Origin of the sequence: Dyadobacter soli, assembly GCF_900101885.1 — a bacterium.
Lineage (GTDB): Bacteria > Bacteroidota > Bacteroidia > Cytophagales > Spirosomataceae > Dyadobacter > Dyadobacter soli.
Map to the genome: position 1 here is coordinate 142,600 of NZ_FNAN01000014.1, position 22,826 is coordinate 165,425.

Here is a 22,826-nt window from a genome sequence, read left to right on the forward strand (position 1 = left end):
CGCAAGAACTCTGGAAGTAAACGAACAGAATTGCACCATTCTGTGTTATTCGACTAATTCTTTTAATATTAATATAATATTTACAAGAAATTCGAAACGCGTTTGTTACTTTGCCCCATTGAACAATCAAAAAAATAACTAGTTTTGTAGAGTATCCTAATCATGCACTAGTTTCTTTGATAAGTTATAAATCGTCTTAAATCCGCAAAAGAATGAAATATACAGTACATGCAGAAGACAGGTTTCAGTTTATCGACGAGGGAAAGGGCGAAACATTACTGCTTTTGCATGGCCTTTTCGGTGCATTGAGTAATTGGGACGGTATTATCGACCATTTTTCAGACCGATACCGGGTCATTATCCCATTGCTTCCGATTTACTCGCTTCCCCCGCGTGAAGCCGGTCTGGAAGCATTGCTCACTTTTCTGGAAGACTTTGTTTCGTTTAAAAACCTTACCAACGTTACGGCGATCGGCAATTCGCTGGGAGGCCACATCGGTTTGCTCTACACGTTGAAAAATCAGGAGAACGTTCAGCGCCTGGTGCTTACGGGCAGCTCAGGGTTGTTCGAAAATTCAATGGGCGGCTCTTTCCCGAAACGTGGAAGTTATGATTATATCAAGGAGCGCGTAGCTTACACTTTCTACGATCCGGAAGTAGCTACGAAAGATCTCGTTGATGAAGTTTTTGAAACTACATCGAGCATTCCGAAGTGTATGAGCATTGTAGGGATTGCTAAATCGGCGCAGCGGCACAATCTTGCGAAAGATCTGAGCCAGATCACCGTTCCGACCTTGCTGGTGTGGGGCCTCAACGATACCATTACCCCGCCGCACGTAGGGTATGAGTTCAATCGCCTCATTGCCAATTCGGAATTGTATTTTATCGATAAATGCTGCCACGCACCGATGATGGAGCGCCCCGACGAGTTCAATGTGATCCTCGAAAGCTTCCTGGAAAAAGATGTGTCGGTGCCGATGGCGTAAAGCGCGGGAATTCCCGGGAAATTTCTTTTGTTACAATAGTTGACCTATATATAGTTTTTTTATAGCTTCGAAAAATGACCTTCTGACCCATGCTCGCCGCCACGCTGATAAATCCAATGATCCCTGTACTGAAACCGAACGATTCGGTGGGTACGGCTTTGGATTGGATGGATGAGTTTGGCGTGAAGCAGTTGGTTATCGCCGATTCGGGCATTTATCAGGGCATTGTTTCGGAGGACATTCTCTTCGACATCACCGACATCTCCGAGCAGCTTTCGAAGGTAATCATTCAACATAAGGACATTTTCGCGACCGAAGATCAGCATCCTTACGAGCTACTCCGTTTGGTAAACCAGTTCGGCCTGTTGATCATTCCTGTGCTTCATGAGGACCGGACATTTGCCGGCAGCATTCTGGTGAGCGAACTCGTCGAGCAGTTTGTAAACGAGCTCGGCGTCCAGGAAAAAGGCGCGGTGATTGTCCTTAAAATCGCCGAAAGAAGCTACTCGCTTTCCGAAATCAGCCGGTTGATCGAATCCAACGATGTCAAGATCCTAAGCAGCTATTATTCTTCGGGAGAAGTTTACAATCCTACCAATGAGGCCCGGTTGACGCTGAAACTGAACCGGACGCATATTACCCCCATCATCGCCACGCTCGAACGCTTCGGGTACGAAATCGAAGAGGCGCACGCCAACGATCCGATCGAAAGCCTCGACCAGGAACGCCTCGATATGCTTCTGCGCTATCTGGCCACCTAGCACACGCCGCATGGTGCCCAACACCTTCAAATGTTCCTACGGCTTTTGAATCGCACCATTTGTCGTGTATCTTTCGGCTGAAACCACACGTTTTATTTTTTCTTCATGAAAATCGCCATTCACGGACGCAACTTTAATGAGTCCGCAAGACCGTTCATTGAAAATATGTTCGATGAACTGTCGCGTCGAAAAGTTGAGGTTCAGCTTTCCCAGTCGTTCCGGACTTTCCTGGATCAGGCCGGTATTTCGCATTATTCCGAACAGGTGTATGAAAAGCCGGAAGAGCTGTGCGACGCGCGCCTGGTGGTAAGCATGGGTGGTGACGGTACCTTGCTGGAAACGATTTCGCATGTGGGCAAACGCCAAATCCCAGCGATCGGGATCAATGTGGGCCGTTTGGGTTTCCTGGCGACGGTATCGCCAGAGCGCATTACGGACATGATCGCCGCACTCGAAAACAGCCAGTTTCGTATCGACGAACGCACGCTTGTGGAAGTGGAATCCAATATCGATCTGTTCGACGGCCTCAACTTCGGTTTGAATGATTTTACCATCACCAAAACCGATACGTCGTCAATGATCACCGTACATACCTACCTGAACGACGAGTTCCTGAACTCCTATTGGGCGGATGGACTTATCGTTTCGACGCCAACAGGCTCCACGGGCTATTCTTTAAGCTGCGGCGGGCCGGTACTCGTGCCGCATTCGCAGAATTTCATCGTCACGCCCATCAGCCCGCATAACCTCAACGTGCGTCCGCTGGTGGTGGAAGATACCGCCGTGATCCGCCTGGAAGTGAAAAGCCGCAGCAGCAACTTTCTCGTCTCCCTCGACGCTCGCTCGCGCATTGTGGACGAGAACACGCAGCTGCTCGTGCGCAAGGCCGGTTTCGTGGCGCGACTGATCAAAATGAAAGACGACAGTTTTTTGAATACATTGCGAAGCAAACTATCATGGGGGCTTGATATGCGCAACTAGGTTCCCGAAATCCAATTTCTGACACTATGCACCTTACCTACCACACTTTCGACCTTCAATTAAAACATACCTTCACCATCGCCCACGACTCGCGCGATGTGCAGCAAACGCTCATCGTGCAGCTCAATGACGGCGTGCATTCCGGCTTTGGAGAGGCAACTGCTAATCCTTATTACGGCATTACGATCGGTAATATGATCGCGACGCTGGATGTAGTTAAGGAAATCGTTGAAAAAGGAAAATTTGCGTCGGCGGAAGAATTATGGGCGATGGTACACCCGCTTCTGAAAGACAATTCCTTTGCACAGTGTGCCCTGGACGAGGCTGCACAGGATTATTTTGCCAAAAAGAAGGGCCAGAAACTGTACGAAAGCTGGGGTTTGTCGCCTGAAAATATCCCTATGACCAACTTTACCATCGGCATTGATACCGTGGAAAAGATGGTGGAGAAAATGAAAGAGCTTCCCTGGCCGATCTACAAAATCAAACTCGGTACCAACGAAGACCTGCGCATTGTACAGGAACTGAGAAAAAACACCGACGCCATCTTCCGCGTCGATGCCAATTGCGGCTGGACGGCCGAAAAGACCATTGAAATAGCACCGAAACTCGCCGCCTTAGGCGTAGAATTCATCGAGCAACCACTTCCCGCGGATGATATCGAGGGAATGAGAAGGGTTTTTATTGGAAGCGCATTGCCTGTTATTGCCGATGAAAGCTGCATCATAGAGGAAGACGTCGAGCTATGTCACGGTCTTTTTCATGGTATTAATGTAAAACTGACCAAATGCGGCGGGCCTACCGCTGCCCTTCGAATGATCGCTGAGGCCCGTTCCCTGGGTATGAAAACGATGGTAGGCTGCATGACCGAAACCAGCGTGGGCATTTCGGCCATTGCGCATTTGCTTCCGATACTCGATTACGTCGATATGGACGGCTCCTTACTGATCCGCAATGACCCCGCGACCGGAGTCACTTTCGATTTTGGCAAAGTGATTTACGCCAACGGCAATGGTACCGGTGCCGCATTGAAACCTGAATTCCTGTAACCGCTGCCGTGAAGATTTATCACACCAGCAAACTCCCCGGCCGGACCGTCGTAACCATCGATGGGCAGGAATTTCTATGGTTCACCGGTACGGATTACCTCGGAATGGGCCACAACGAAGACCTTCGTAGATATGTAAATTCAGCTACGGAAACTTTCGGAAATCACTATGGAAGTTCCAGGAACAATAGTCTGAGGCTCGACATTTATGATGAAACCGAATCACATTTGGCTGATTATCTGCAAAATGAGGCTGCTATCATTGTTTCTTCTGGAATGTGGGCGGGGCAGCTGGTGATGAAGGAGATTGAAAACATTGTTCAGCAACAGCCCACGATCGCGCGAATCTTCTACCACTACGCCCCCGGCGTGCACCCCGCATTATGGGGCCATGTATTTCAGCGAAACGAAGGTGAATGGAGCGAATGGGCATCACAAACAGTTCGAAAAATCAATGCGACGGACTCGGACGTTGCACATATTCTTTGCATGGATGCCGTTGGTTCGCCGATGGTGAAGGCATTTGATTTTACGCTTTTGAATGGCGTTCAAAAACCGGCAAATTTGTGGCTCATCATCGACGAGTCGCATTCGCTGGGCGTAACGGGTTCCAGCGGAAACGGCGTCGCGGAACAAATCGATCCCAAACTTTTAACCAAAACCATTTTTGTTTCCTCCCTGAACAAAGCATTAGGCATTCCGGCCGGCGCAATCTGGGGTTCGAAAACGGTTGTGGAAACGGTGCGGAAATCGCCGTGGTTCGCAGGCGCGTCCCCGCCGGCCCCTGCGTATGCGTATGCGCTGAAAATGCTTTTGGAACAAAACAAATATGCTGCTGCCCGCGTGGTACTGATGGATAACATTGCCTATTTCAATGCAAAAATGGAAGGTAATGCGCTATTTGAAACCGTCTCCGACTATCCCGTGTTCTGCTCAACCAATGCCGCACTATTCGACCATCTGCTGCAAAACGGCATTATGGCCTCCTGCTTCCCCTACCCTTCGCCCGCCGATGCACCAGTCACGCGCATTGCGATCAGCAGTTTGCACCAAAAAGAAGACCTCGACCGGTTGGCCGAGGTCTGTAAGCGGTTTAATGCTTAATATTTCCTAATCCAATTAATCTTCGGTAGTGGTTCCGCCCAGTTTAGCGAGGCGTTTTTCCTCTTCCAGCTTTTCGCGCTCTACTTTGGCCGAAACCATGATACTCAATTCATACAACAGGAATAGTGGGATCGCCACGAGTACCTGGCTGTAAATGTCCGGCGAAGGTGTGATAACCGCAGCCACGATCAGGATCACGATCATCGAATGCTTGCGGTATTCGCGCATGAACGACGGCGTAAGCACCCCGATTTTAGATAACACAAACACTACGATCGGTAACTGGAATGCCACACCGCAGGCCAGCGTGAGCGTCGATACGAGTGAAATGTAGGATGCAAGGCTGAATTCGTTGATAATCGTCGGATCGAGCGTGTAGTTTGCAAGGAAGTTGATAGCCAGCGGCGATACCACGTAATAGCCGAAAAGCACGCCGGAAAAGAACAGGAATGTCACATAAAACACCGCACCACGCGCCGACCGCCTTTCCGAAGGTTTCAAACCCGGCTGAATAAACCGCCAGATTTCCCAGAATGCATAAGGGAATGCGAAAACGAGCCCCGCGATCACCGACGACGTCATACTCATCGTAAAAGCATCGCCCATCCCGATCACCTGCAATTTGAAGTTGAGTGTCTTCACGCACAGGTCGTCATAACCGGTGATTTCCGACAGCTTGCAAAGCATTTTGTAAGTCCAGAAATCAGGCTGTGACGGCGCTATGATCACATAATGGTATATTTCTTGAATATAAATGAAGGCAAGAATCGCAAATACGAGAATCGAAGCACCGGCGCGGATTACGTGCCATCTTAGTTCTTCGAGATGCGAAATGAACGACATCTCCTTGCCATCGCCATCTTCATCATCCTGCTCTCTGTCAAAATCCTGATCCAGGGACATATTTTAAATTATTACTAGAACTCAATCTACGTGGAAACTGAAAAACAGGATCAGTCCTGTTTACTAAAAGCTGAAATTACTTAAAAAACCCGTCGAAGTGATCCGACGGGTTTTTTATTCATGCGTTCTGGATCAAATTAATCCATTACAAAAGGATAATCGCTTTCAACGTACACGTCTGTGTAAGCCTCTTTCGGATCCGGCCACTCCGATTCTTCGGCGAATTGCACGGATTCGGCAACGATTTCTTTTACTTTTTTATCGATGTTATCTAGGTCTTCCTCGGTAGCGATCTTGTTTTCAAGGATTACCGCACGGATCTGCTCGATCGGGTCGCGGTGTTTGTATTCTTCTACCTCCTCTTTCGAACGGTATTTCTGAGGATCGGACATTGAGTGTCCGCGGTAACGATACGTACGGAATTCAAGGAAAGTAGGTCCTTCACCTTTGCGTGCACGATCGGCCGCGCGGGAAACCGCTTCGTGAATCGCTTCTACGCTCATACCGTCAACCGGCTCGGAAGGAATGTCATAAGCCTCGCCCAACGTGTAAAGCTCGGTAACATTGGAAGTACGCGCTACGGAAGTACCCATCGCGTAACCATTGTTTTCCACCACAAAAATCACCGGCAGTTTCCAGCTCATCGCCATGTTCAGCGTCTCGTGGAACGAACCCTGGCGGATCGCGCCGTCACCGAAGTAGCAAATGCAAAGGTTATCGGTCTTGTTGTATTTCTCAGCGAATGCGATACCTGCACCCAGGGGAATCTGGCCGCCTACGATACCGTGGCCTCCGATGAAGCCCACTTCTTTATCAAAAATGTGCATGGAACCGCCCTTACCTTTGGTAGTACCGGTCTTTTTGCCGAAAAGCTCAGCCATGATCGCGTTCGGGCTCGTGCCTAATGCGAGCGGAATACCGTGATCACGATAAGCGGTAATGTACTTGTCGCCCTTTTTGAGGGCACTCACCGCGCCGGAAGAACAGGCTTCCTGGCCGATGTAGAGGTGACAAAAACCACGAATCTTCTGTTGACCGTACAACTGGCCCGATTTTTCTTCAAAACGGCGTTGTAAAAGCATATTCTCGAACCAGAACATGTATTGCTCCTTCGGATGCTGTAACTTTTTGGGGGCTGATGCTTTCTTTTTCTCAGTAACGGTGGCCATGTATTTGGTTCTCGTTTATAAAGACAGAACTTTGTCTTAAAGTTATGGTATGAACAGAGTCTGTTTTGCCGTACTCACGCAATGATGTGCGAAAATAAGCATAAACTAAATAACAAAGAAGTTCATGTGGCTAGAAAAGCTCCGTCTTACCTACTTTAAAAGCTATGAGGAGAAGGCCTTCACTTTTGGAAAACATGTGAACTGTATCGTGGGCGAGAATGGCAGCGGCAAAACCAACCTGCTCGACGCAATCTATTTCCTGACCCTTACCAAGAGCGCTTTTCATAACCAGGACGCACTAGGTATCCGCCACACGGCCGACTTTTTCCTCATCGACGGCGTTTTCAACGAGCACGAAAAGCACATCCAGATCACTTGCAGCCTGCAACGCGGCCAGCGGAAGGTTTTCATGGCCGATAAAAAGCATTACGACCGCCTGAGCGACCACATAGGCCTTTTTCCCGTCGTACTCATCGCCCCCGACGACACCGATCTCATCCGCGACGGCAGCGAAGAGCGTCGCCGCTTTTTCGATGGCGTACTCGGCCAGGCCGTGCCCGGTTACCTCGGCGATTTCCTGCAATACAACAAGATCCTCAACCAGCGAAACGGCCTGCTGAAACTCTTTGCCGAGCGCAATTACCTCGACGAAGACCTGCTCGAAACCTACAACGAGCCGCTGGTCGTGCTCTCGCAACGCATCCACGAGCACCGGGCCACATTCATGCAAAAATTCATCCCGCTGTTCTGCAAATACTACGAATTCCTCAGCAGCGGACACGAAAAAGTGGATGTAATCTACGAAAGTGAAGTGTCCAGCCCCGATTTTCCTGCCGAGTTCCGCCGCCACCGCAGCCGCGACCTCCACGCGCAACGCACGGGCAAAGGCGTGCATAAGGATGAATATGTTTTCGAAATAGATGGGGTTACTTTGAAGAAGTTCGGCTCCCAAGGTCAGCAAAAGTCCTTTCTCATCGCTTTAAAACTCGCGCAATTCGAATTGCTAAAAGAAGAAAAAGGCAAAACGCCCATTCTACTGCTGGACGATATTTTCGATAAACTCGACGACCGGCGCATTCACAAGCTGATTGAGCTTATCGATACCGGCTTTTTAGCGCAGGTTTTCATTACTGACGCAAGGCCGGAGCGCTCCCAAAGAATATTGGAACATGTGAAGGCGGACGTGCGATTTTTTGAGATTGAGAAGGTGTTGAAGGAGTGAGGTTGCGATTTTAATTATGGCGAATTCGCCGCAATTAGAATTCTGATTGCAGTCTAATGTTGCCGAATCTGTCCATTCTATCTCGTAAATCACGCCTTACTTCGCTAAAAACTTCCTCAGTTGTGTAAAAAGGACCGGTTTTGGCTTCGCGTAGAGATCGGTTGAGTTGTTCTATTACTTCGGGGGAATTGGAATAAGAGCTGGCATAGTCTTGCTGTTCTCTGAACACCCGAAGACACGCCAGCAAATCTTCCATACGATCTGCATCGATCTCGTTTATCAGGCGGATTGCTTCGTTTTTCATTTCCTGGTCAGACATAGCCAGCATTGTTTTGATTCAACAGTAATCAAATTTACCCAAATAAAACAACAAAAGCCAGGCCCAAACGACCTGGCTTTCCAAACGGTAGCTGTCAACCAGCAACCGCATTAAACATATTTAGGATCGAGCTCCTTGGCTTGCGCCACGAACTCTTTCACCTTTTGCTCGTCGTCTTTTTTGCAAATCAATAACACACCATCAAATTCGGCGACGATGAAACCGTCGAGGCCATTGATCACTACGAGTTTGTCTTTCGGCGTTTTGATGATCGAATTCGTCGTGTTGTGCAGGATCAGGTTGCCGTCGGCAACGTTCATGTTTGCATCCTTTTCCGATACTTCGTACATCGATTTCCAGGTGCCAAGGTCCGACCAGCCGAAGCTTGCGAGTACCACGTGTACATTTTCGGCTTTTTCCATGATACCATTATCGATGGAAATGCTGCCGCAATGCTGGTAGGCGCGCTGGATGAACGAATCTTCCGAATCGAGGTAGTAGTGATCGTTTCCGCCCTGGAAAATCTCCGCGATGTCGGGCTGGAAAGAGGTCAGCGCTTTCTTGAATGCATTGATGTTCCAGACGAAAATGCCGGCATTCCATACGAAATCGCCGCTGTCGAGAAACTTCAATGCGAGTTCCAGATGCGGTTTTTCGGTGAAAGACTTCACTTTTTTGACCGTCAGCTTGTCCGGAATGTATTGAATATAGCCATAGCCGGTATCGGGGCGGGTCGGCTGGATACCGAGCGTGACGAGAATATCCTCGTTGCGCGTCGCGCCGAGCGCCACTTTGATCGTATCCTTGAAAACCTCCTCTTTGAGGATAATATGGTCGGCCGGAGCCACCACCACGTTCGCATTGGGGTTACGCGCTGCGATTTTGTAGCAAGCATAGGCAATGCAGGGCGCAGTGTTACGGCGATGCGGTTCCAGGAGGATCTGGTCGTCGGTCAGTTCAGGGATCTGCTGTTTGATCAGCTCCTTGTATTCCTGACTGGTCACTATATAAATGTTTTCAATAGGGCAAACGCCATCGAACCTGTCGACAGTCTGCTGCAACAACGTTCTGCCCGTGCCGAGCACATCATGGAATTGCTTCGGGAAATCCGTCCGGCTAAACGGCCAGAAACGGGTCCCTACGCCGCCTGCCATGATTATCACATAAGTATCCTGCATCTGTGTTGTGTAAGGTATGTTTGTTATAACGTTAAATAAAATCCCTCAAAACTAATGATAAAGCGCCAGTATGCTCAACCCCGGCTGCGGAAAAGTCCGTGAAAGTTAGTTCATGGCACTCCCGGCAATAGTTCGTCGCTAAATTCTGCTGGTATTCGTAGTAGAAGTAACTCTATATAACTGTTATGTATTTTTGTTTTATAAATACCCGAAGAAAAAATTGGATATTATGTCAACAAATTTGAATTCTTAGTAACTTGTTACAGACATCAACCCATTAAGAACTATGAACCGAACTTCTGCATTCATCAGAAACCTGCTCTTTTCGCTCCTTGCATTGTTGTTGTGCCAACATTCTTTCGCACAGATTAGTTTAACAGGCAAGGTTACCGAATCGGTCACGCAGGAACCGCTCGCCGGCGTAAGCATACGTATACAGGGCAAAGTAGCGGGTACGATCACTGATACGAAAGGTGAATTCGCATTGACAACCACTTCCAATCCTCCTTTTTCGATCATCGTTAGTTCCGTAGGCTTCCAAACGCAGGAAATCGCGGTGACGGCCAGTATGTCCAATCTGGATATTAAAATGGTGGAGCAACCTGTGCTCGGCAAGGAGATCGTGGTATCGGCCTCGCGCGTGGAAGAAAGTGTGATGAAATCGCCGGTAGCAGTTGAAAAGCTCGATATCCGGGGCATCCGCGACACGCCGGCGACCAATTTTTACGACGCATTGGCCAATCTGAAAGGCATCGACATGACGACGCAAGGTGTTTTGTTCAAATCCATCAACATGCGCGGCTTTGGCGCAACGGGTAATCCTCGCACCGTGCAGATGATCGACGGTATGGACAACCAGGCGCCCGGGCTCAATTTCCCGCTCGACAATATCATAGGTATGTCGGAGCTCGACGTTGAGAGCGTGGAGGTGCTTCCCGGCGCGGCATCGGCATTGTACGGTCCGAATGCGGTGAATGGATTGGTTTTGATGAACAGCAAAAGCCCGTTCCTCTACCAGGGGCTGAGCGCGAACCTCAAAGGCGGCATCATGCATGAAAAGAACCGTTCGAAAGCCACCACGCCATTTGCCGAGGCCACCATTCGTTACGCAAAAGCATTCAATAACAAGTTCGCATTCAAAGTAAACCTTTCGTACATCCAGGCCAAGGATTGGGAAGCTACCAATTATACCAACCTCAATGTAGGCGGCAATGCCGATCCCAACCGGGGGAAAGGTACCGACCTGGACTACGACGGAACGAATGTGTATGGTGATGAAATCCAGACGAATATCAATGCAGTAGCGAAAGCGCTGGCTTCCGCGGGCCAAATTCCGCAGGCGGCGGTAGGTTTGGTACCGAATGCATTTGTCAGCCGCACAGGCTTCCGCGAAAAAGACCTGGTGGATTACGATACTAAAAGCTTCAAAGCCAATGCGGCATTGCATTACCGGTTGAACGAGAAAGTAGAGGCCATTGCCCAGGTTAATTATGGCTATGGAACAACCGTCTACACTGGTACCGGCCGCTATTCCCTGCGTGATTTCAACCTTACCCAGGCGAAACTGGAACTTCGCGGCGACAATTTTACCGTGAGGGCGTATACCACGCAGGAACGTTCGGGCAAGTCGTACCTTTCGGGCCTTGCGGCGGTATCCATGCTGGGCGAGATCAAACCGAACAATACGTGGTTCGGGCAATACGTGGGGGCCTTCGTGCAGGCACGCGGCGCGGGTGTGGCGGAGGCGGACGCGCATGTGGCCGCACGGCAGTTTGCCGACCAGGGTATGCCGCAGCCGGGCAGCGCTCAGTTCAACCAATTGCTTGATAAATACCGGAATATGCCGATTGTAAACGGCGGGGGCGGATTTGCCGACAAAACCAATATGTACCACGCGGAAGGTTTTTACAATTTCAAAAACCAGATCCGCTTCCTGGAACTGATCGCAGGCGCGAATTACCGGCTTTATACGCTTCGGTCCGCGGGAACATTGTTTGCCGATACCAAGGAGGGCCGCGACGGTACTATTCCTATCAATGAATGGGGCGCATTCGTGCAGGCCGGTAAAAACCTGCTTTCCGACCATTTGAAACTCACCGGTTCGATCCGTTACGACAAAAACGAGAACTTCGACGGGCAGTTTACACCCCGCGTTTCGGCCGTTACCACTTTTGGCGAACACAATATCCGCCTCTCCTACCAGACCGGATTCCGGATTCCAACCACCCAGAACCAGTACATCGATCTCCGGACACCATCGGGTACCTTGGTAGGCGGCTTACCCGAGTTTGACTCCCGCTACAACCTGTCGAGCGGTATCCTTCGCCAAAATTTGTCTGAGGCATCGGTACTCGCAGTTGTGCAGAGCGACCCGTCGGTGCTACAAAGTGCCCAGCAATATGCTACGGTGGTAGTCACGCAGCAGGCGACGACAGCCATTACGCAACAGGTAACCACGGCGGTAACTACGCAGGTCAACCAGGGAGTAGCGGCAGGCACCGTTCCAAACGATCCGGCGGCAATCCAGGCGGCGATTACCGCAGGCGTGAACCAAACGCTTCCAGGCGTGCTCGCCGCGCAGCTTCCCGGCATTCTGGCGGCCCAGGTACCTGGCCTCGTGCCTGACCTGGCGAAAGCCTATGCATTGGGAAAACTTCCCAAATACCAGCCGGTGAAGCTTAAACCGGAACGCATTGCCTCATATGAGATTGGTTATAAAGGCATTATCGCAAGGAAGCTGTTTATTGATGCCTATTATTATATCAGTAAATACAAAAACCTCATCGGCGGTACGGTGATCGTCGTGCCAACCGCTGCGGCTGCGCCGGGGCTGCCTATCGAATCGGGTATCGGCGTGGGAAGTTATCAGGGGTTTGCACGGACGGTGAATACGACCGAAACCATTACCACACGCGGCTTCGCGATCGGGTTGAACTATGCATTACCGCGGGGCTTCAACGTAGGTGGTAATGTGGCGAACAATGAGCTGAAAGACTTCACCCCGTCGCCGGAAGTACAATATTCGCAGTTTAATACACCCAAATACCGGTATAATGTGAATTTCGGGCGCCGAATTACCAGCTCGAATACGTGGGGTTTCAATGTGGTGTACCGCTACCAGCAGGCATTTACGTGGGAATCCAGCTTCGTGGTGCCTACTACTACCGATGTTCCGGTGTTTTCAAACACACGGGTGCCGGCGATCAAGAACCTGGATGCGCAGGTGAGCCTGAAAGTACCTGCGATCAAGTCGATCATCAAGGTAGGCGGTACAAACCTATTCGGTAAGTCGTACTTCCAGTCATACGCCAGCCCGAACGTGGGCAGCACGTACTATGTGTCCATTATGTTCGATGAATTGTTGAACTGAGCGCTATTTCTCCCCGTAGGCCAGGTCGCCGGCGTCGCCGAGGCCTGGTACAATATAATATTGTTCATTTAGCTTCTGGTCGACGGCACCGAGCCAGAGGCGGCATTGGGGAATCCTTTGCTGCAAATATTGAACGCCTTCCGGACTTGCGATCACGGAGGCAATATGCGTTTGCGAAGGAATGCCGAAGCGCAGCAATGCGTGGTAAACCTTTTCCATTGAGCGTCCGGTCGCCAGCATCGGATCTATCATCACCAGGATTTTTCCGGTAAGGTCGGGGCTGGTAATGTAGTCCATTTCAACCGTGAACTCCTCCTCAGCATTGATGTGGTGCCCGCGGTAGGCGCCGATAAATGCATTGTCGGCCTTGTCAAAAATGTTCAGAAAGCCCTGGTGGAACGGTAATCCGGCCCGAAGAATGGTGGCGAGCACTACCGGCTGCAACATCGAGCGGCACGATGCGGTACCGAGTGGCGTTTCAACCTTCTCCGTTTTGAAAGTGAGCGTTTTGGACATTTCATAGGCCAGCAGCTCGCCTACCCGTTCCATATTCCGACGAAACCGCATCCTGTCTTTCTGACAATCTACGTCACGCAATTCGGCCAGATAGTGATCTGCTATGGAAGGTTTTTGGGAAAGTAAAAACATGGGAGCGACAGTTTTTTAGACTACTCCATGCAAGATAATACAAATTCATTGACGTAATTTGGAACTCTATTTCTAAAAATTACGGGCAAGAGCTCATATTGCCGTACCAGAAGAATTTTGTTGCCTATGTATCAAGGAATTATCCGGCATTTTAGCATACTGTTTTTAACACTGGCATCCTCTGCATACGTACACGCGCAAAGTTCATTCGTTCCGCTAAACGACGACTATTACCATCTCATAGATCGCCTGGAAATCAAAAGGGGCAAATTCTCCGAAGGTTTTCACTCCAATGCCAAGCCGTTCGAGCGCAAAGCCGTGGTGGCCCTCACCGATTCCATACTGAAAGAAGGCACCGTACAACTTACGGACCGCGACTGGGAAACGATCGATTACCTGCGCGAAGACAGTTGGGAATGGACCAATGGCATGGTTTCGACAGACTCCGCCAAATACAACAAACTTGCGCGGCTAGGCTGGTTCAAATCGCCGCCACCGGGGCAGAAACGCAAGTTTTTCCACCACCCCGCCGATTTGTACAGCATTCACAATAAAGATTTCGACCTGCATTTCAATTTTACTACCACCAATTTTATCGGAAAAGACAACAGCTACGACACCACGTCGCACCAGACGCTATGGTTTACCGGTCGAGGCGTGGAAATCCGGGGGATGATCAATGAAAAGCTGGGCTTTTATACATTCGTTTCCGACAATCAGGGCCGTTTTCCACGCTATGTGAATGGCTTTGCGCCGAAATACAGCTTTCCGGGTGAAGGTCTGGCGAAGGCCACGCGCAACCACGGAAACGACTTCCTCTCGGCACGCGGCTACATTACTTTTCGCCCGCTGAAAGCTATTAATGTAAAATTCGGGCATGATTACAATACATTCGGCAGCGGTTACCGCTCATTGATCCTGTCCGACAATAGCAGCCCTTACCTTTTTTTAAGATTAGACACCGATCTCGGCAGGTTCCATTATACCAACCTCTGGACCAGCATGATCGACGGCGGCGAGGATGCATTCTCGGAGTTTTTGAGGAAAAAGAAATTTGCCGCCATTCACCATTTGAGCATTAACCTGACCGACAAAATCAATTTCGGGGTATTCGAAGCGGAAGTCTTTAACCGCGACTCGGTAGGCGGCGGATACGACCTTAACTATCTGAACCCCATTATCTTCTACCGTTATGTAGAGTCCTACATCGGTAGCCAGGATAATGCATTGCTCGGTTTCGATTTCCGCTGGCTCGTGGGCAAAACCGCTTCCATTTACAGCCAGTTTGTGCTCGACGAGTTTTTGACCAAGTACCTTTTCAACGGCAGCGGTTCCTGGACCAACAAGTACAGCTTCCAGCTCGGTGGCAAATATGTGGATGCATTTGGAATCCCTAACCTCGATTTGCAGGCCGAATACAACCTCGTGCGCCCCTACACCTACTCCCACAAGGACGGCGGGCGCAACTATATGCATTACGGACAGGCGCTCGCTCACCCGCTGGGGGCCAATTTCCGGGAATATTTAGGGATCATCCGTTACAAAGCCACGCCAAGGCTGTCGATTTACGGTACCGTGATGTCGGCCATGCAGGGTAAAGATCCGTCCGACAAGCCTTTGATGAACTACGGAGGCGATATTTCGAAGAGCTATGAAACCCGGCACATTGATCGCGAGGGACAAAGTGAAGAGAACCAAAAGATCGGCCAGGGCATTAAAGCGACTACTTTATTTACAGATTTACGATTGTCCTATTCTCTGGCCCACAATTTATTCCTCGACGGCCGCTACCTGATGCGGAAAGTGAAGTCGGCGGACCCGAAAGTGGCAACCAACTCCAACATTTTCTCGATTGCCATCCGCTATAATATGGCCTACCGGCAACAAACCTACTGATTCTAATTTCAATCAAAATGGAAACTGACCCCCACGAACTCCGGAATCTTCTCAGGCTCGCATTGCTGGAAGATATCGGTGACGGAGACCATTCATCCCTCGCCAGTGTTCCCGAGCATGCCACCAAGCGCGCCAAGTTATTGGTGAAGCAAGACGGCGTACTCGCGGGTGTGGAAGTGGCGCAGATCATCTTCGATGAAACCGCAAAATATTACGGTTACCCCCTTCCGAAAATTAATGTGTTACTTTTTGACGGTTCCGTCGTATCAACAGGAGACATTGTTTTTACGGTAGAAGGAAATGCACGTCTGATCCTGAAAGCCGAGCGGCTGGTGCTGAACATTATGCAGCGCATGAGCGGTATCGCCACTTATGCACGGCAAATGTCGGACCTGATCAAGGATTTGCCCGTAAAACTGCTCGATACCCGCAAAACGACCCCGAATTTCAGGCTGTTTGAGAAAATGGCAGTGAAAATCGGCGGCGCGGTGAACCACCGGATGGGCCTTTACGACATGATAATGTTGAAGGACAACCACGTGGATTACGCGGGCGGCATCGAAGCAGCGATTACCGGGGCCAACAAATACCTGAAAGAAACCGGCCGGAAGCTCAAAATCGAGATCGAAACGCGGAACCTCGCCGAGGTGGACGAAGTGCTGCGCGTCGGGAACGTCGATATCATTATGCTGGATAACTTCTCGCTGGACGACCTCCGGGAAGCTGTGCAGCGGATCGGCGACCGGTACGAGACGGAGGCATCAGGCAACATTACCGAAAAAACATTACGCGCAGTGGCCGAAACCGGTGTGGATGGGATTTCCAGCGGGGCGCTCACGCATCAGGCGCGAAGTCTGGATTTAAGTCTGAAAGCCTTCTAACCTTTTCATTCATATCAAAAGCGTATGCTGAGATCGATGAAAATCACATACGCTTTTGATCTTCAAGGGTTTCCTGTCGGATATTTCCTGTGGGTAACCGCTTTGCTCTGCATTTACATTCATCCTGTTTCGCTGGCCCAGGCCCCTCCGCGCAGCGAAATCGACATCAATACCTTCATCGCCGAGCTCTTCCCGATCCCTCCTGACGATTCCGAAGAGTTGTACGAGGCACTTTTGCAGCTCTACGCCAGCCCGCTCGACCTGAATGCAGCGACGCCGGATGACCTCTCAGCCACATTTATTTTAAGCGAACAACAGCTTCGGTCGTTCTTTGAATACCGGTCAAAAGCGGGTGCATTGCTTTCGCTTTACGAGCTGCAAGCCATTCCGGGCTTCGATATTTACACCATTAGAAGGCTGCTGCCGTTTGTAACGATCAGTACCAAAGCCGTTTCCATGCGGGAAGCATTGAAAAACCCGGGTCAGCATTTCCTGATGTTTCGTTCGGGTAAATTAATGGAGCGGCAGAAGGGTTTCGCACCGCTGGACTCCAACTCGAATGCGGTGACGCGGTATCAGGGACCGCGTTTCAATGGGTATGTGCGCTACCGCAATGCAAGAAGCGGCGCTTATAGTTTTGGAATTACATTAGAAAAAGATTCCGGTGAAGAAATATGGCAATGGAATGCGCGGAGGCAGATTTTCGGAATCGATTACACTTCTTTTCACGCCCAGATCATCAACCGGGGAAGACTTAAAAATCTGATAATCGGTGATTTCCAAATGCAGGCCGGGCAAGGAATGGTCACGGGCGCGGGCTTTTCGCTAGGCAAAGGCTCGGAGGTGATCAGAACTGTTTACCGAAGCACTACCGGTTTGAAACCTTACACTTCGGCCACGGAAGCCAATTTTTTCCGGGGTATAGCAGCTACATTGAGCATTACGTCGCGTACCGAGCTCACAATTTTAGTTTCCAACACAAAGCGCGATGCTACCCAGGATACGGACAGCATTCATGCCACCATTACCACTTCATTGCCCATTACCGGCTACCACCGCACGCCTTCCGAAATTGACAAACACAATGTGCTCCGAGAGCTGAATGCGGGTTTGCATTTGTTGCACAAAATGGCTTCTCAAAAAGGTCAGGTCGGAGTTATAATGCTGCATACCGGCTACGATTCATTTATCCAAAAGCGCGATCTGGCTTACAACCGGTACGAATTTTCAGGTAAACAAAACCTCATAGCAGGTCTGCACGGCGATTACCACTGGCAGAACGTGCATTTCATTGGAGAAAGCGCCATTTCAAAAAGCGGCGGCACGGGCGCGATCGGCGGCCTGATCGCCAGCATTGGCAAGAAATTCGACGTTTCGGTAATGGCGAGGCATTATGCCCGCAACTTTCATACATTTTATGGTAACCCCATCAGCGAAGCCACACGGCCTGTCAATGAGCGCGCCGCTTACGCAGGCGTGCGCTGGTCGCCTTCGCGCAGGTGGCAATGGAGCGCTTATTTCGATTATTTCCGGTTTCCGTGGTTAAAGTTTCAGGTCGATAAACCGTCGCGCGGGTTCGATTACTTCCTGCATTTGCTCTGGAAACCCTCGAAGCGGCTGAATGCCTATGTGCTGTTTCATGAGAAGCACAAGCAAACTAATGATCCTTCGGCGAGCGAAAGTGATCCTTCGCTGATCTGGTCTATCAAACGGACGGCCATGCTCAATGTCGATTATGAAATCCCACTCAAATGCGCATTCAGGACGCGGCTGCAATATGGCGGGTTAAAAAATGAGCATTCGGAAGGTTCCAATGGATTTACGGTTGCACAGGACGTTACCTGGCATTTTTCGAAACTGGAATTCAGCGGTCGGGCGGCATTCTTCAAAACCGACGATTACGACAGCCGCCAATATGTGTATGAAAAAGATATGCTCTACGCATTCTCGATCCCTGCTTACTACAATACGGGTATCAGGCATTATCTGATGCTGCGCTACACTGTTTCAAAACAGCTCAAAGTATGGCTCCGGTGGTCGCAAACGCGCTATTCGGATATTGAAAAGATCAGCTCGGGACTCAACGAAATAAACGGAAACAAACGCAGCGAAGCAAAGTTGCAGGTGATGTATCAGTTTTGAAAGCCTATTTTTGCACCGCGAAAGGAATTTTTGAAGTGAAGAACATTAATCAGTACACCATGACTACCAACAAACTTGAAGCATTAAAGAAATATTTCGGATACGACTCCTTTCGCCCCCAGCAATCCGAAATCATCGACACCATCATGGCCAACCGCGATTGTATGGTGCTCATGCCCACCGGCGGCGGGAAATCGGTCTGTTTCCAGATCCCGGCCGTGCTCCGCGAGGGGCTTACCGTGGTGATATCCCCGCTGATCGCCCTCATGAAAGATCAAGTGGAGTCATTGCGCGGAAATGGTATCACAGCTGCATTCCTCAATTCCACCATTTCCGGGGCTGAGCAGGACCAGATCATGTGGCAAATCAAGCTGGGCGAATTGAAACTGCTTTACATCGCGCCGGAAAGGCTTTTTGCCGGAAATACATTTGACCTGCTGCGCGAATGGAATGTAAGCCTGTTCGCGATCGACGAATCGCACTGTATTTCCTCCTGGGGCCACGATTTCCGGCCGGAATACCGCCAGCTGAACCTGCTGAAAGTGCGCTTCCCAGATGTTCCGATCGTGGCGCTCACCGCTACCGCCGACCGCGTCACCCGCCGTGATATTTTGAAACAACTCAATATCGAACACGCCGAAACCTTCATTTCCAGCTTCGACAGGCCGAATCTGAGCCTGAATGTGCTGCCCGGAAGAAAGCGTATCGAGCAAATCCAGCGCTTTCTCAGCCGCCATGAAGGCCAGCCGGGCATTATCTATTGCCTCAGCCGGAAAGGTACCGAAACCGTAGCCGCCAGTTTGCAAAAAGCCGGCTTCCGGGTGGCCTACTACCACGCGGGTATGCCGGGCGACAAGCGCTCGCAGGTGCAGGAGAATTTTTTGAGGGATGATATTCAGATAATTGTCGCTACGATCGCTTTCGGGATGGGGATCGATAAATCGAATGTGCGCTGGGTGATCCACTACAATTTGCCTTCGAATGTCGAAAGTTTCTATCAGGAAATCGGACGGGCCGGTCGCGATGGCGCTAATGCGGATACTGTCCTGTTTTACAGCTACCTCGACATTATCACACGGCAGGATATGATCAACAATTCGGACCAGTCGGCAGAGCAGAAAGAGCTTTTGAACGCCAAACTGAACCGGATGAAACAATATGCCGAGGCCGACATCTGCCGCCGCCGCATTCTTTTGAGTTATTTCAACGAACCCGTAGACCACGATTGCGGCAATTGCGACGTTTGCCGCAACCCGCGCACCCGGTTTAATGCGACGGTCATTGCTCAAAAAGCATTATCAGGCATCGCGCGCACGGAGCAAAAAGTTGCTATGGGTATGCTCATCGACATTCTCCGAGGCAGCCGCAACCGCAACATCCTGCAACACGGCTACGACCGGCTCCCTACTTTTGGCGTCGGGCACGAGCTGCGGGGCGAGGAATGGTCGGAGTACCTGGGTCAAATGCTCAATTCCGGGGTAATGGACATTGCTTACGATGAGGCGCATTCATTCAAACTGAACCCGGTAAGCTGGCAGGTTTTGAAAGGCGAAAGGCAGATCGAATTGGTGAAATTCATCCCGGTCAGCGAGCGGAAAGCGAAAGAAGAAGAGTTGGTACCGAAAGAAAAACCGAAGCAGGAGATCATCCGCGACGCCCTTTTCGAACGCCTCCGCCAGCTTCGCAAACAACTGGCCGACACACTCGGCGTGCCGCCATATGTCGTTTTCAGCGACGCATCACTTTCTGAAATGGCGCAGAAAAAACCCATCTCAGAAGCGCAAATGAAGGCCGTTTCCGGTGTAGGAGCCGAAAAATTCCGTCGGTATGGCGAAGCATTCATCAACGAAATCTTCAATTTCGCCCGCGAGAACAATGCACCCGGCACACGCGTGGTGAAAGGAATGACTTTCGTAGAAACCTTTGATCTTTACAAAGAAGGGTATTCCGTCAAAGTCATCGCCGAAAAGCGTAACCTGAACCCGGTAACCATCATTTCGCATCTGGTCAAATTGAAAGAAGACGGCCACGGCATTGATCTGAAATCGCTGATCGAACCCGCAGCCTACAAAACGATCACCGCCGCCGCCGCAGAAATCCAGGTCGGAAAAAATGATCCGTTGAAGCCATTGTTCGAACTGTTGAACGAACGGTTCGATTACGGGCAGATCCGGCTGGCGCTGGCGATATTAGAAGGTGAGAGGACGGTTCCTTGAACGCGGCTTTTGGGTAATGTGTTTAGATAGTGTAATTTAGTTAGCACAAAATCAAAATAAATGCTGGAACCTTTTTCAAATTCAGAGATTGACAAGCTCGGAAATACGGTCATTTACCTTGCCGAGCGGATCAAACCTTTGTCGAAAACCAAACTTCTGAAACTGATTTACCTCATTGAAGAATATTCGGTGCGCACCTATGGCCTGCCTTTCTTCAATCTGGATTTTTCAGTGTGGAAATTAGGTCCGGTTTCGCGGGACGTTTTTGTCGATTTGTCCTCTGATGAACCCGTTTTGCTGGCCAACTACATTACGCGTACAATTTTGGACGGCTCTGTCTTTATCAGTCCCAAAAAAGCATTTTCCGATGATGAGTTCTCTGACAATGAGATGGATTTGCTGGAACACATCACCGATACTTTCAAAACGACTTCGGCCGCTGAACTGGTGGAGATTACGCATCGCAAGCATTCTTTGTGGTACTTAACTGCGCAGGAAAATGGTGTTTTGGAGCATTTGGAAAGTGGCCACCTTAATTCTACGGAAATCCCCATCGATTTTTCACGCTTGCTGGAAGATATGCCCTTAAAAAAGGAGATTTATCAGGATCAGGTAAGCTATTTGAGAAACACAAAGTCACTTAAAATCTGAGTGGAATGGGCGGAGAAGGAGATATTCTGTACTTCGATCTATTCTACTTCAAGAATGGCAAAACACCGAAAGCCAAATATTTTATTGTTCTGAAAACTACCGGTACAACGACGGTAATTGCAAGTCTGCCGTCGAGTCGCGACTTCTGACCAATGTCTTCCTCGGATAAATATGGCTGTGTTGAAGTTCCAGAAGCTTGTTTCAATTGTTTCGTTTTCAGATCGGGGATACCAGTCACGACCAACAATTGGGCATTTCCTCTTGACACATTTGTTTACGGACAGCAAATTGACGAGTATGAAATCGCGACTTTGCAAGATATTTATCCGGTTCAAGGTCTCGACTACAAGATCCTTGGCAGATTACTTGACGCGGAATTCAGGCATTTAAAAGCATGTTTTGCTCAATCTGCGAGCGTAAAACGTCGCTTTCGCAGACTACTCGCAACTGATTGATCATTAACTTTGAGCAATTTCTATTTTTAACAACTTAATATGTCAAGACAAAATATACTCTCAGGATCCCCTTGGGAAGACAAAATGGGGTATTGCCGGGCGGTTCGGATCGGGAATATCGTGGAGGTTGCCGGCACGGTGGCTATCGTGGACGGTGACAAAGTGAAGGCTAATGACGCTTATGCGCAGACGAACAATATCATCGAGCGCATCGAGAAGGTGTTGCAGGATGCTGGCGCGAGCCTCGCCGATGTGGTGCGCACGCGGATTTTCACTACGGATATTGCCCTTTTTGAGGACATCGCCCGCGCGCATGGCGCGTACTTTGGGGAGATTAAGCCCACCACAGGTATTTACGAAATCAGCAAGCTGGTATCACCCGACTACCTGGTTGAGATCGAGTTCACCGCAATAGTACAGTAAGGTATTGGAATATTTAAAAAAGGCCTGTTTCTGAACGGAAACGGGCCTTTTTTGTCACCATTCAAAAACTTGTTCCAACCTTCTGGCGCGAAATTTGCTCTTTGTCCAAGTGTTGTCTGATTTAGAACCCTGAACAAATAGGCATCTCTGACATGAAAAATAGAATTACTCTTCTAATTGCCTCAGTTTTACTGGTCCTGTGCGTAATACAAAAAGAAGCCAGATATGGAACGGCCCAGACCGATAGTGTAGAAAAATTGTACAAATCCTCGCCGATCGCGCCCAAAGACGGGGGTACTTCGGAACCACAATATGCCGATGAATTGCTGACAGATTCGCAAACCTTCGAATTCGCGACCGCTGACTCACTGAAATCTCAGCCTGCGGCGCGGTTAGTCAATCAAAGGTTATTGCAAATTTCCGCGGGGAGCAAGCTGCTAAATTACTGAACCAATAATCGATTCAGTAATTTA

19 protein-coding genes are annotated in these 22,826 nt (G+C 49.7%); 14 read left to right on the plus strand and 5 right to left on the minus strand.

Translation table 11 applies throughout. The features are described 5' to 3' along the window. The first annotated feature begins 212 nt into the window (after positions 1-212). The 5 genes from BLQ88_RS23280 to BLQ88_RS23300 all read left to right on the plus strand — a co-directional run bounded on the left by BLQ88_RS23280 (position 213) and on the right by BLQ88_RS23300 (position 4,880). On the plus strand, positions 213-986 hold the full coding sequence (locus BLQ88_RS23280) for an alpha/beta fold hydrolase (RefSeq protein WP_090154970.1): 774 nt from the start codon (positions 213-215) through the stop codon (positions 984-986). Between the two features lie 89 nt (positions 987-1,075). After that, entirely contained in the window at positions 1,076-1,747 is a 672-nt protein-coding gene (locus tag BLQ88_RS23285; RefSeq protein WP_090154972.1) for a CBS domain-containing protein, read from the plus strand. A 105-nt stretch (positions 1,748-1,852) separates the two neighbouring features. Then, a complete protein-coding gene (locus tag BLQ88_RS23290; protein ID WP_090154974.1) occupies positions 1,853-2,728 on the plus strand; it encodes an NAD kinase in 876 nt (291 codons plus the stop codon). A gap of 26 nt (positions 2,729-2,754) precedes the next feature. Beyond that, the gene (locus BLQ88_RS23295; protein WP_090154976.1) at positions 2,755-3,777 is read left to right on the plus strand and encodes a dipeptide epimerase; all 1,023 of its coding nucleotides are present in this window, start codon (positions 2,755-2,757) and stop codon (positions 3,775-3,777) included. Between the two features lie 8 nt (positions 3,778-3,785). Next, positions 3,786-4,880 carry an aminotransferase class I/II-fold pyridoxal phosphate-dependent enzyme gene (locus BLQ88_RS23300; RefSeq protein WP_090154978.1) on the plus strand — a complete coding sequence of 365 codons (1,095 nt, stop codon included), beginning with the start codon at positions 3,786-3,788 and terminating at the stop codon, positions 4,878-4,880. Between the two features lie 15 nt (positions 4,881-4,895). Here the strand turns inward: BLQ88_RS23300 and tatC are convergent, their stop codons facing one another. Together tatC and pdhA are read right to left on the minus strand one after the other, a co-directional pair. Beyond that, the gene (tatC, locus tag BLQ88_RS23305; RefSeq protein WP_090154980.1) at positions 4,896-5,783 is read right to left on the minus strand and encodes a twin-arginine translocase subunit TatC; all 888 of its coding nucleotides are present in this window, start codon (positions 5,781-5,783) and stop codon (positions 4,896-4,898) included. A 137-nt stretch (positions 5,784-5,920) separates the two neighbouring features. Next, entirely contained in the window at positions 5,921-6,952 is a 1,032-nt protein-coding gene (pdhA, locus tag BLQ88_RS23310; protein WP_090154982.1) for a pyruvate dehydrogenase (acetyl-transferring) E1 component subunit alpha, read from the minus strand. A 124-nt stretch (positions 6,953-7,076) separates the two neighbouring features. Between pdhA and recF the strand changes: the two genes are divergently transcribed. Then, the gene (gene recF / locus BLQ88_RS23315) at positions 7,077-8,174 is read left to right on the plus strand and encodes a DNA replication/repair protein RecF (protein WP_090154984.1); all 1,098 of its coding nucleotides are present in this window, start codon (positions 7,077-7,079) and stop codon (positions 8,172-8,174) included. A gap of 34 nt (positions 8,175-8,208) precedes the next feature. On the opposite strand, the gene BLQ88_RS23320 is transcribed toward recF, so the two are convergent. Beyond that, positions 8,209-8,493, minus strand: coding sequence for a hypothetical protein (locus tag BLQ88_RS23320; RefSeq protein ID WP_143016914.1), 285 nt, complete (start codon positions 8,491-8,493; stop codon positions 8,209-8,211). Between the two features lie 110 nt (positions 8,494-8,603). Further along, on the minus strand, positions 8,604-9,671 hold the full coding sequence (locus BLQ88_RS23325; RefSeq protein ID WP_090154988.1) for a mannose-1-phosphate guanylyltransferase: 1,068 nt from the start codon (positions 9,669-9,671) through the stop codon (positions 8,604-8,606). A gap of 286 nt (positions 9,672-9,957) precedes the next feature. Between BLQ88_RS23325 and BLQ88_RS23330 the strand changes: the two genes are divergently transcribed. Then, a complete protein-coding gene (locus BLQ88_RS23330) occupies positions 9,958-13,041 on the plus strand; it encodes a carboxypeptidase-like regulatory domain-containing protein (protein ID WP_090154990.1) in 3,084 nt (1,027 codons plus the stop codon). Positions 13,042-13,044: 3 nt separating this feature from the next. Here the strand turns inward: BLQ88_RS23330 and upp are convergent, their stop codons facing one another. Beyond that, positions 13,045-13,689, minus strand: a complete 645-nt coding sequence (gene upp / locus BLQ88_RS23335) for a uracil phosphoribosyltransferase (RefSeq protein ID WP_090154992.1) — start codon at positions 13,687-13,689, stop codon at positions 13,045-13,047. Between the two features lie 126 nt (positions 13,690-13,815). Here upp and BLQ88_RS23340 point away from each other — a divergent pair, with 126 nt between their 5' ends. The 7 genes from BLQ88_RS23340 (at position 13,816) to BLQ88_RS23375 (ending at position 22,802) form a co-directional block, all read left to right on the plus strand. Continuing rightward, the gene (locus tag BLQ88_RS23340) at positions 13,816-15,585 is read left to right on the plus strand and encodes a capsule assembly Wzi family protein (RefSeq protein WP_090154994.1); all 1,770 of its coding nucleotides are present in this window, start codon (positions 13,816-13,818) and stop codon (positions 15,583-15,585) included. A gap of 17 nt (positions 15,586-15,602) precedes the next feature. Next, positions 15,603-16,466: a carboxylating nicotinate-nucleotide diphosphorylase gene (gene nadC, locus BLQ88_RS23345; RefSeq protein ID WP_090154996.1), complete on the plus strand. Its 864-nt coding sequence runs from the start codon at positions 15,603-15,605 to the stop codon at positions 16,464-16,466. Positions 16,467-16,502: 36 nt separating this feature from the next. Then, on the plus strand, positions 16,503-18,608 hold the full coding sequence (locus BLQ88_RS23350; RefSeq protein WP_229212815.1) for a ComEA family DNA-binding protein: 2,106 nt from the start codon (positions 16,503-16,505) through the stop codon (positions 18,606-18,608). A 59-nt stretch (positions 18,609-18,667) separates the two neighbouring features. Then, positions 18,668-20,824, plus strand: coding sequence for a DNA helicase RecQ (gene recQ / locus BLQ88_RS23355; protein WP_090155135.1), 2,157 nt, complete (start codon positions 18,668-18,670; stop codon positions 20,822-20,824). A gap of 60 nt (positions 20,825-20,884) precedes the next feature. Continuing rightward, the gene (locus BLQ88_RS23360; RefSeq protein ID WP_090155000.1) at positions 20,885-21,475 is read left to right on the plus strand and encodes a Panacea domain-containing protein; all 591 of its coding nucleotides are present in this window, start codon (positions 20,885-20,887) and stop codon (positions 21,473-21,475) included. Positions 21,476-21,969: 494 nt separating this feature from the next. Then, positions 21,970-22,353, plus strand: coding sequence for a RidA family protein (locus tag BLQ88_RS23370; protein WP_090155004.1), 384 nt, complete (start codon positions 21,970-21,972; stop codon positions 22,351-22,353). A 152-nt stretch (positions 22,354-22,505) separates the two neighbouring features. After that, positions 22,506-22,802 (plus strand): hypothetical protein, encoded by a 297-nt coding sequence (locus tag BLQ88_RS23375; protein ID WP_090155006.1) that lies wholly within the window; start codon positions 22,506-22,508, stop codon positions 22,800-22,802. The last annotated feature ends 24 nt before the right edge of the window (positions 22,803-22,826 follow it).

What these genes read in the sequence shown, in the direction of transcription:
- BLQ88_RS23295 (WP_090154976.1), top strand. Translation starts at nt 2,755, where the DNA reads ATGCACCTTACCTACCACACTTTCGACCTTCAATTAAAACATACCTTC.
- tatC (WP_090154980.1), bottom strand. Translation starts at nt 5,783, where the DNA reads ATGTCCCTGGATCAGGATTTTGACAGAGAGCAGGATGATGAAGATGGC.
- BLQ88_RS23290 (WP_090154974.1), top strand. Translation starts at nt 1,853, where the DNA reads ATGAAAATCGCCATTCACGGACGCAACTTTAATGAGTCCGCAAGACCG.
- BLQ88_RS23320 (WP_143016914.1), bottom strand. Translation starts at nt 8,493, where the DNA reads ATGTCTGACCAGGAAATGAAAAACGAAGCAATCCGCCTGATAAACGAG.
- BLQ88_RS23285 (WP_090154972.1), top strand. Translation starts at nt 1,076, where the DNA reads ATGCTCGCCGCCACGCTGATAAATCCAATGATCCCTGTACTGAAACCG.
- nadC (WP_090154996.1), top strand. Translation starts at nt 15,603, where the DNA reads ATGGAAACTGACCCCCACGAACTCCGGAATCTTCTCAGGCTCGCATTG.
- recQ (WP_090155135.1), top strand. Translation starts at nt 18,668, where the DNA reads ATGACTACCAACAAACTTGAAGCATTAAAGAAATATTTCGGATACGAC.
- BLQ88_RS23350 (WP_229212815.1), top strand. Translation starts at nt 16,503, where the DNA reads ATGAAAATCACATACGCTTTTGATCTTCAAGGGTTTCCTGTCGGATAT.
- BLQ88_RS23340 (WP_090154994.1), top strand. Translation starts at nt 13,816, where the DNA reads ATGTATCAAGGAATTATCCGGCATTTTAGCATACTGTTTTTAACACTG.
- upp (WP_090154992.1), bottom strand. Translation starts at nt 13,689, where the DNA reads ATGTTTTTACTTTCCCAAAAACCTTCCATAGCAGATCACTATCTGGCC.
- BLQ88_RS23375 (WP_090155006.1), top strand. Translation starts at nt 22,506, where the DNA reads ATGAAAAATAGAATTACTCTTCTAATTGCCTCAGTTTTACTGGTCCTG.
- recF (WP_090154984.1), top strand. Translation starts at nt 7,077, where the DNA reads ATGTGGCTAGAAAAGCTCCGTCTTACCTACTTTAAAAGCTATGAGGAG.
- BLQ88_RS23330 (WP_090154990.1), top strand. Translation starts at nt 9,958, where the DNA reads ATGAACCGAACTTCTGCATTCATCAGAAACCTGCTCTTTTCGCTCCTT.
- BLQ88_RS23280 (WP_090154970.1), top strand. Translation starts at nt 213, where the DNA reads ATGAAATATACAGTACATGCAGAAGACAGGTTTCAGTTTATCGACGAG.
- pdhA (WP_090154982.1), bottom strand. Translation starts at nt 6,952, where the DNA reads ATGGCCACCGTTACTGAGAAAAAGAAAGCATCAGCCCCCAAAAAGTTA.
- BLQ88_RS23360 (WP_090155000.1), top strand. Translation starts at nt 20,885, where the DNA reads ATGCTGGAACCTTTTTCAAATTCAGAGATTGACAAGCTCGGAAATACG.
- BLQ88_RS23325 (WP_090154988.1), bottom strand. Translation starts at nt 9,671, where the DNA reads ATGCAGGATACTTATGTGATAATCATGGCAGGCGGCGTAGGGACCCGT.
- BLQ88_RS23370 (WP_090155004.1), top strand. Translation starts at nt 21,970, where the DNA reads ATGTCAAGACAAAATATACTCTCAGGATCCCCTTGGGAAGACAAAATG.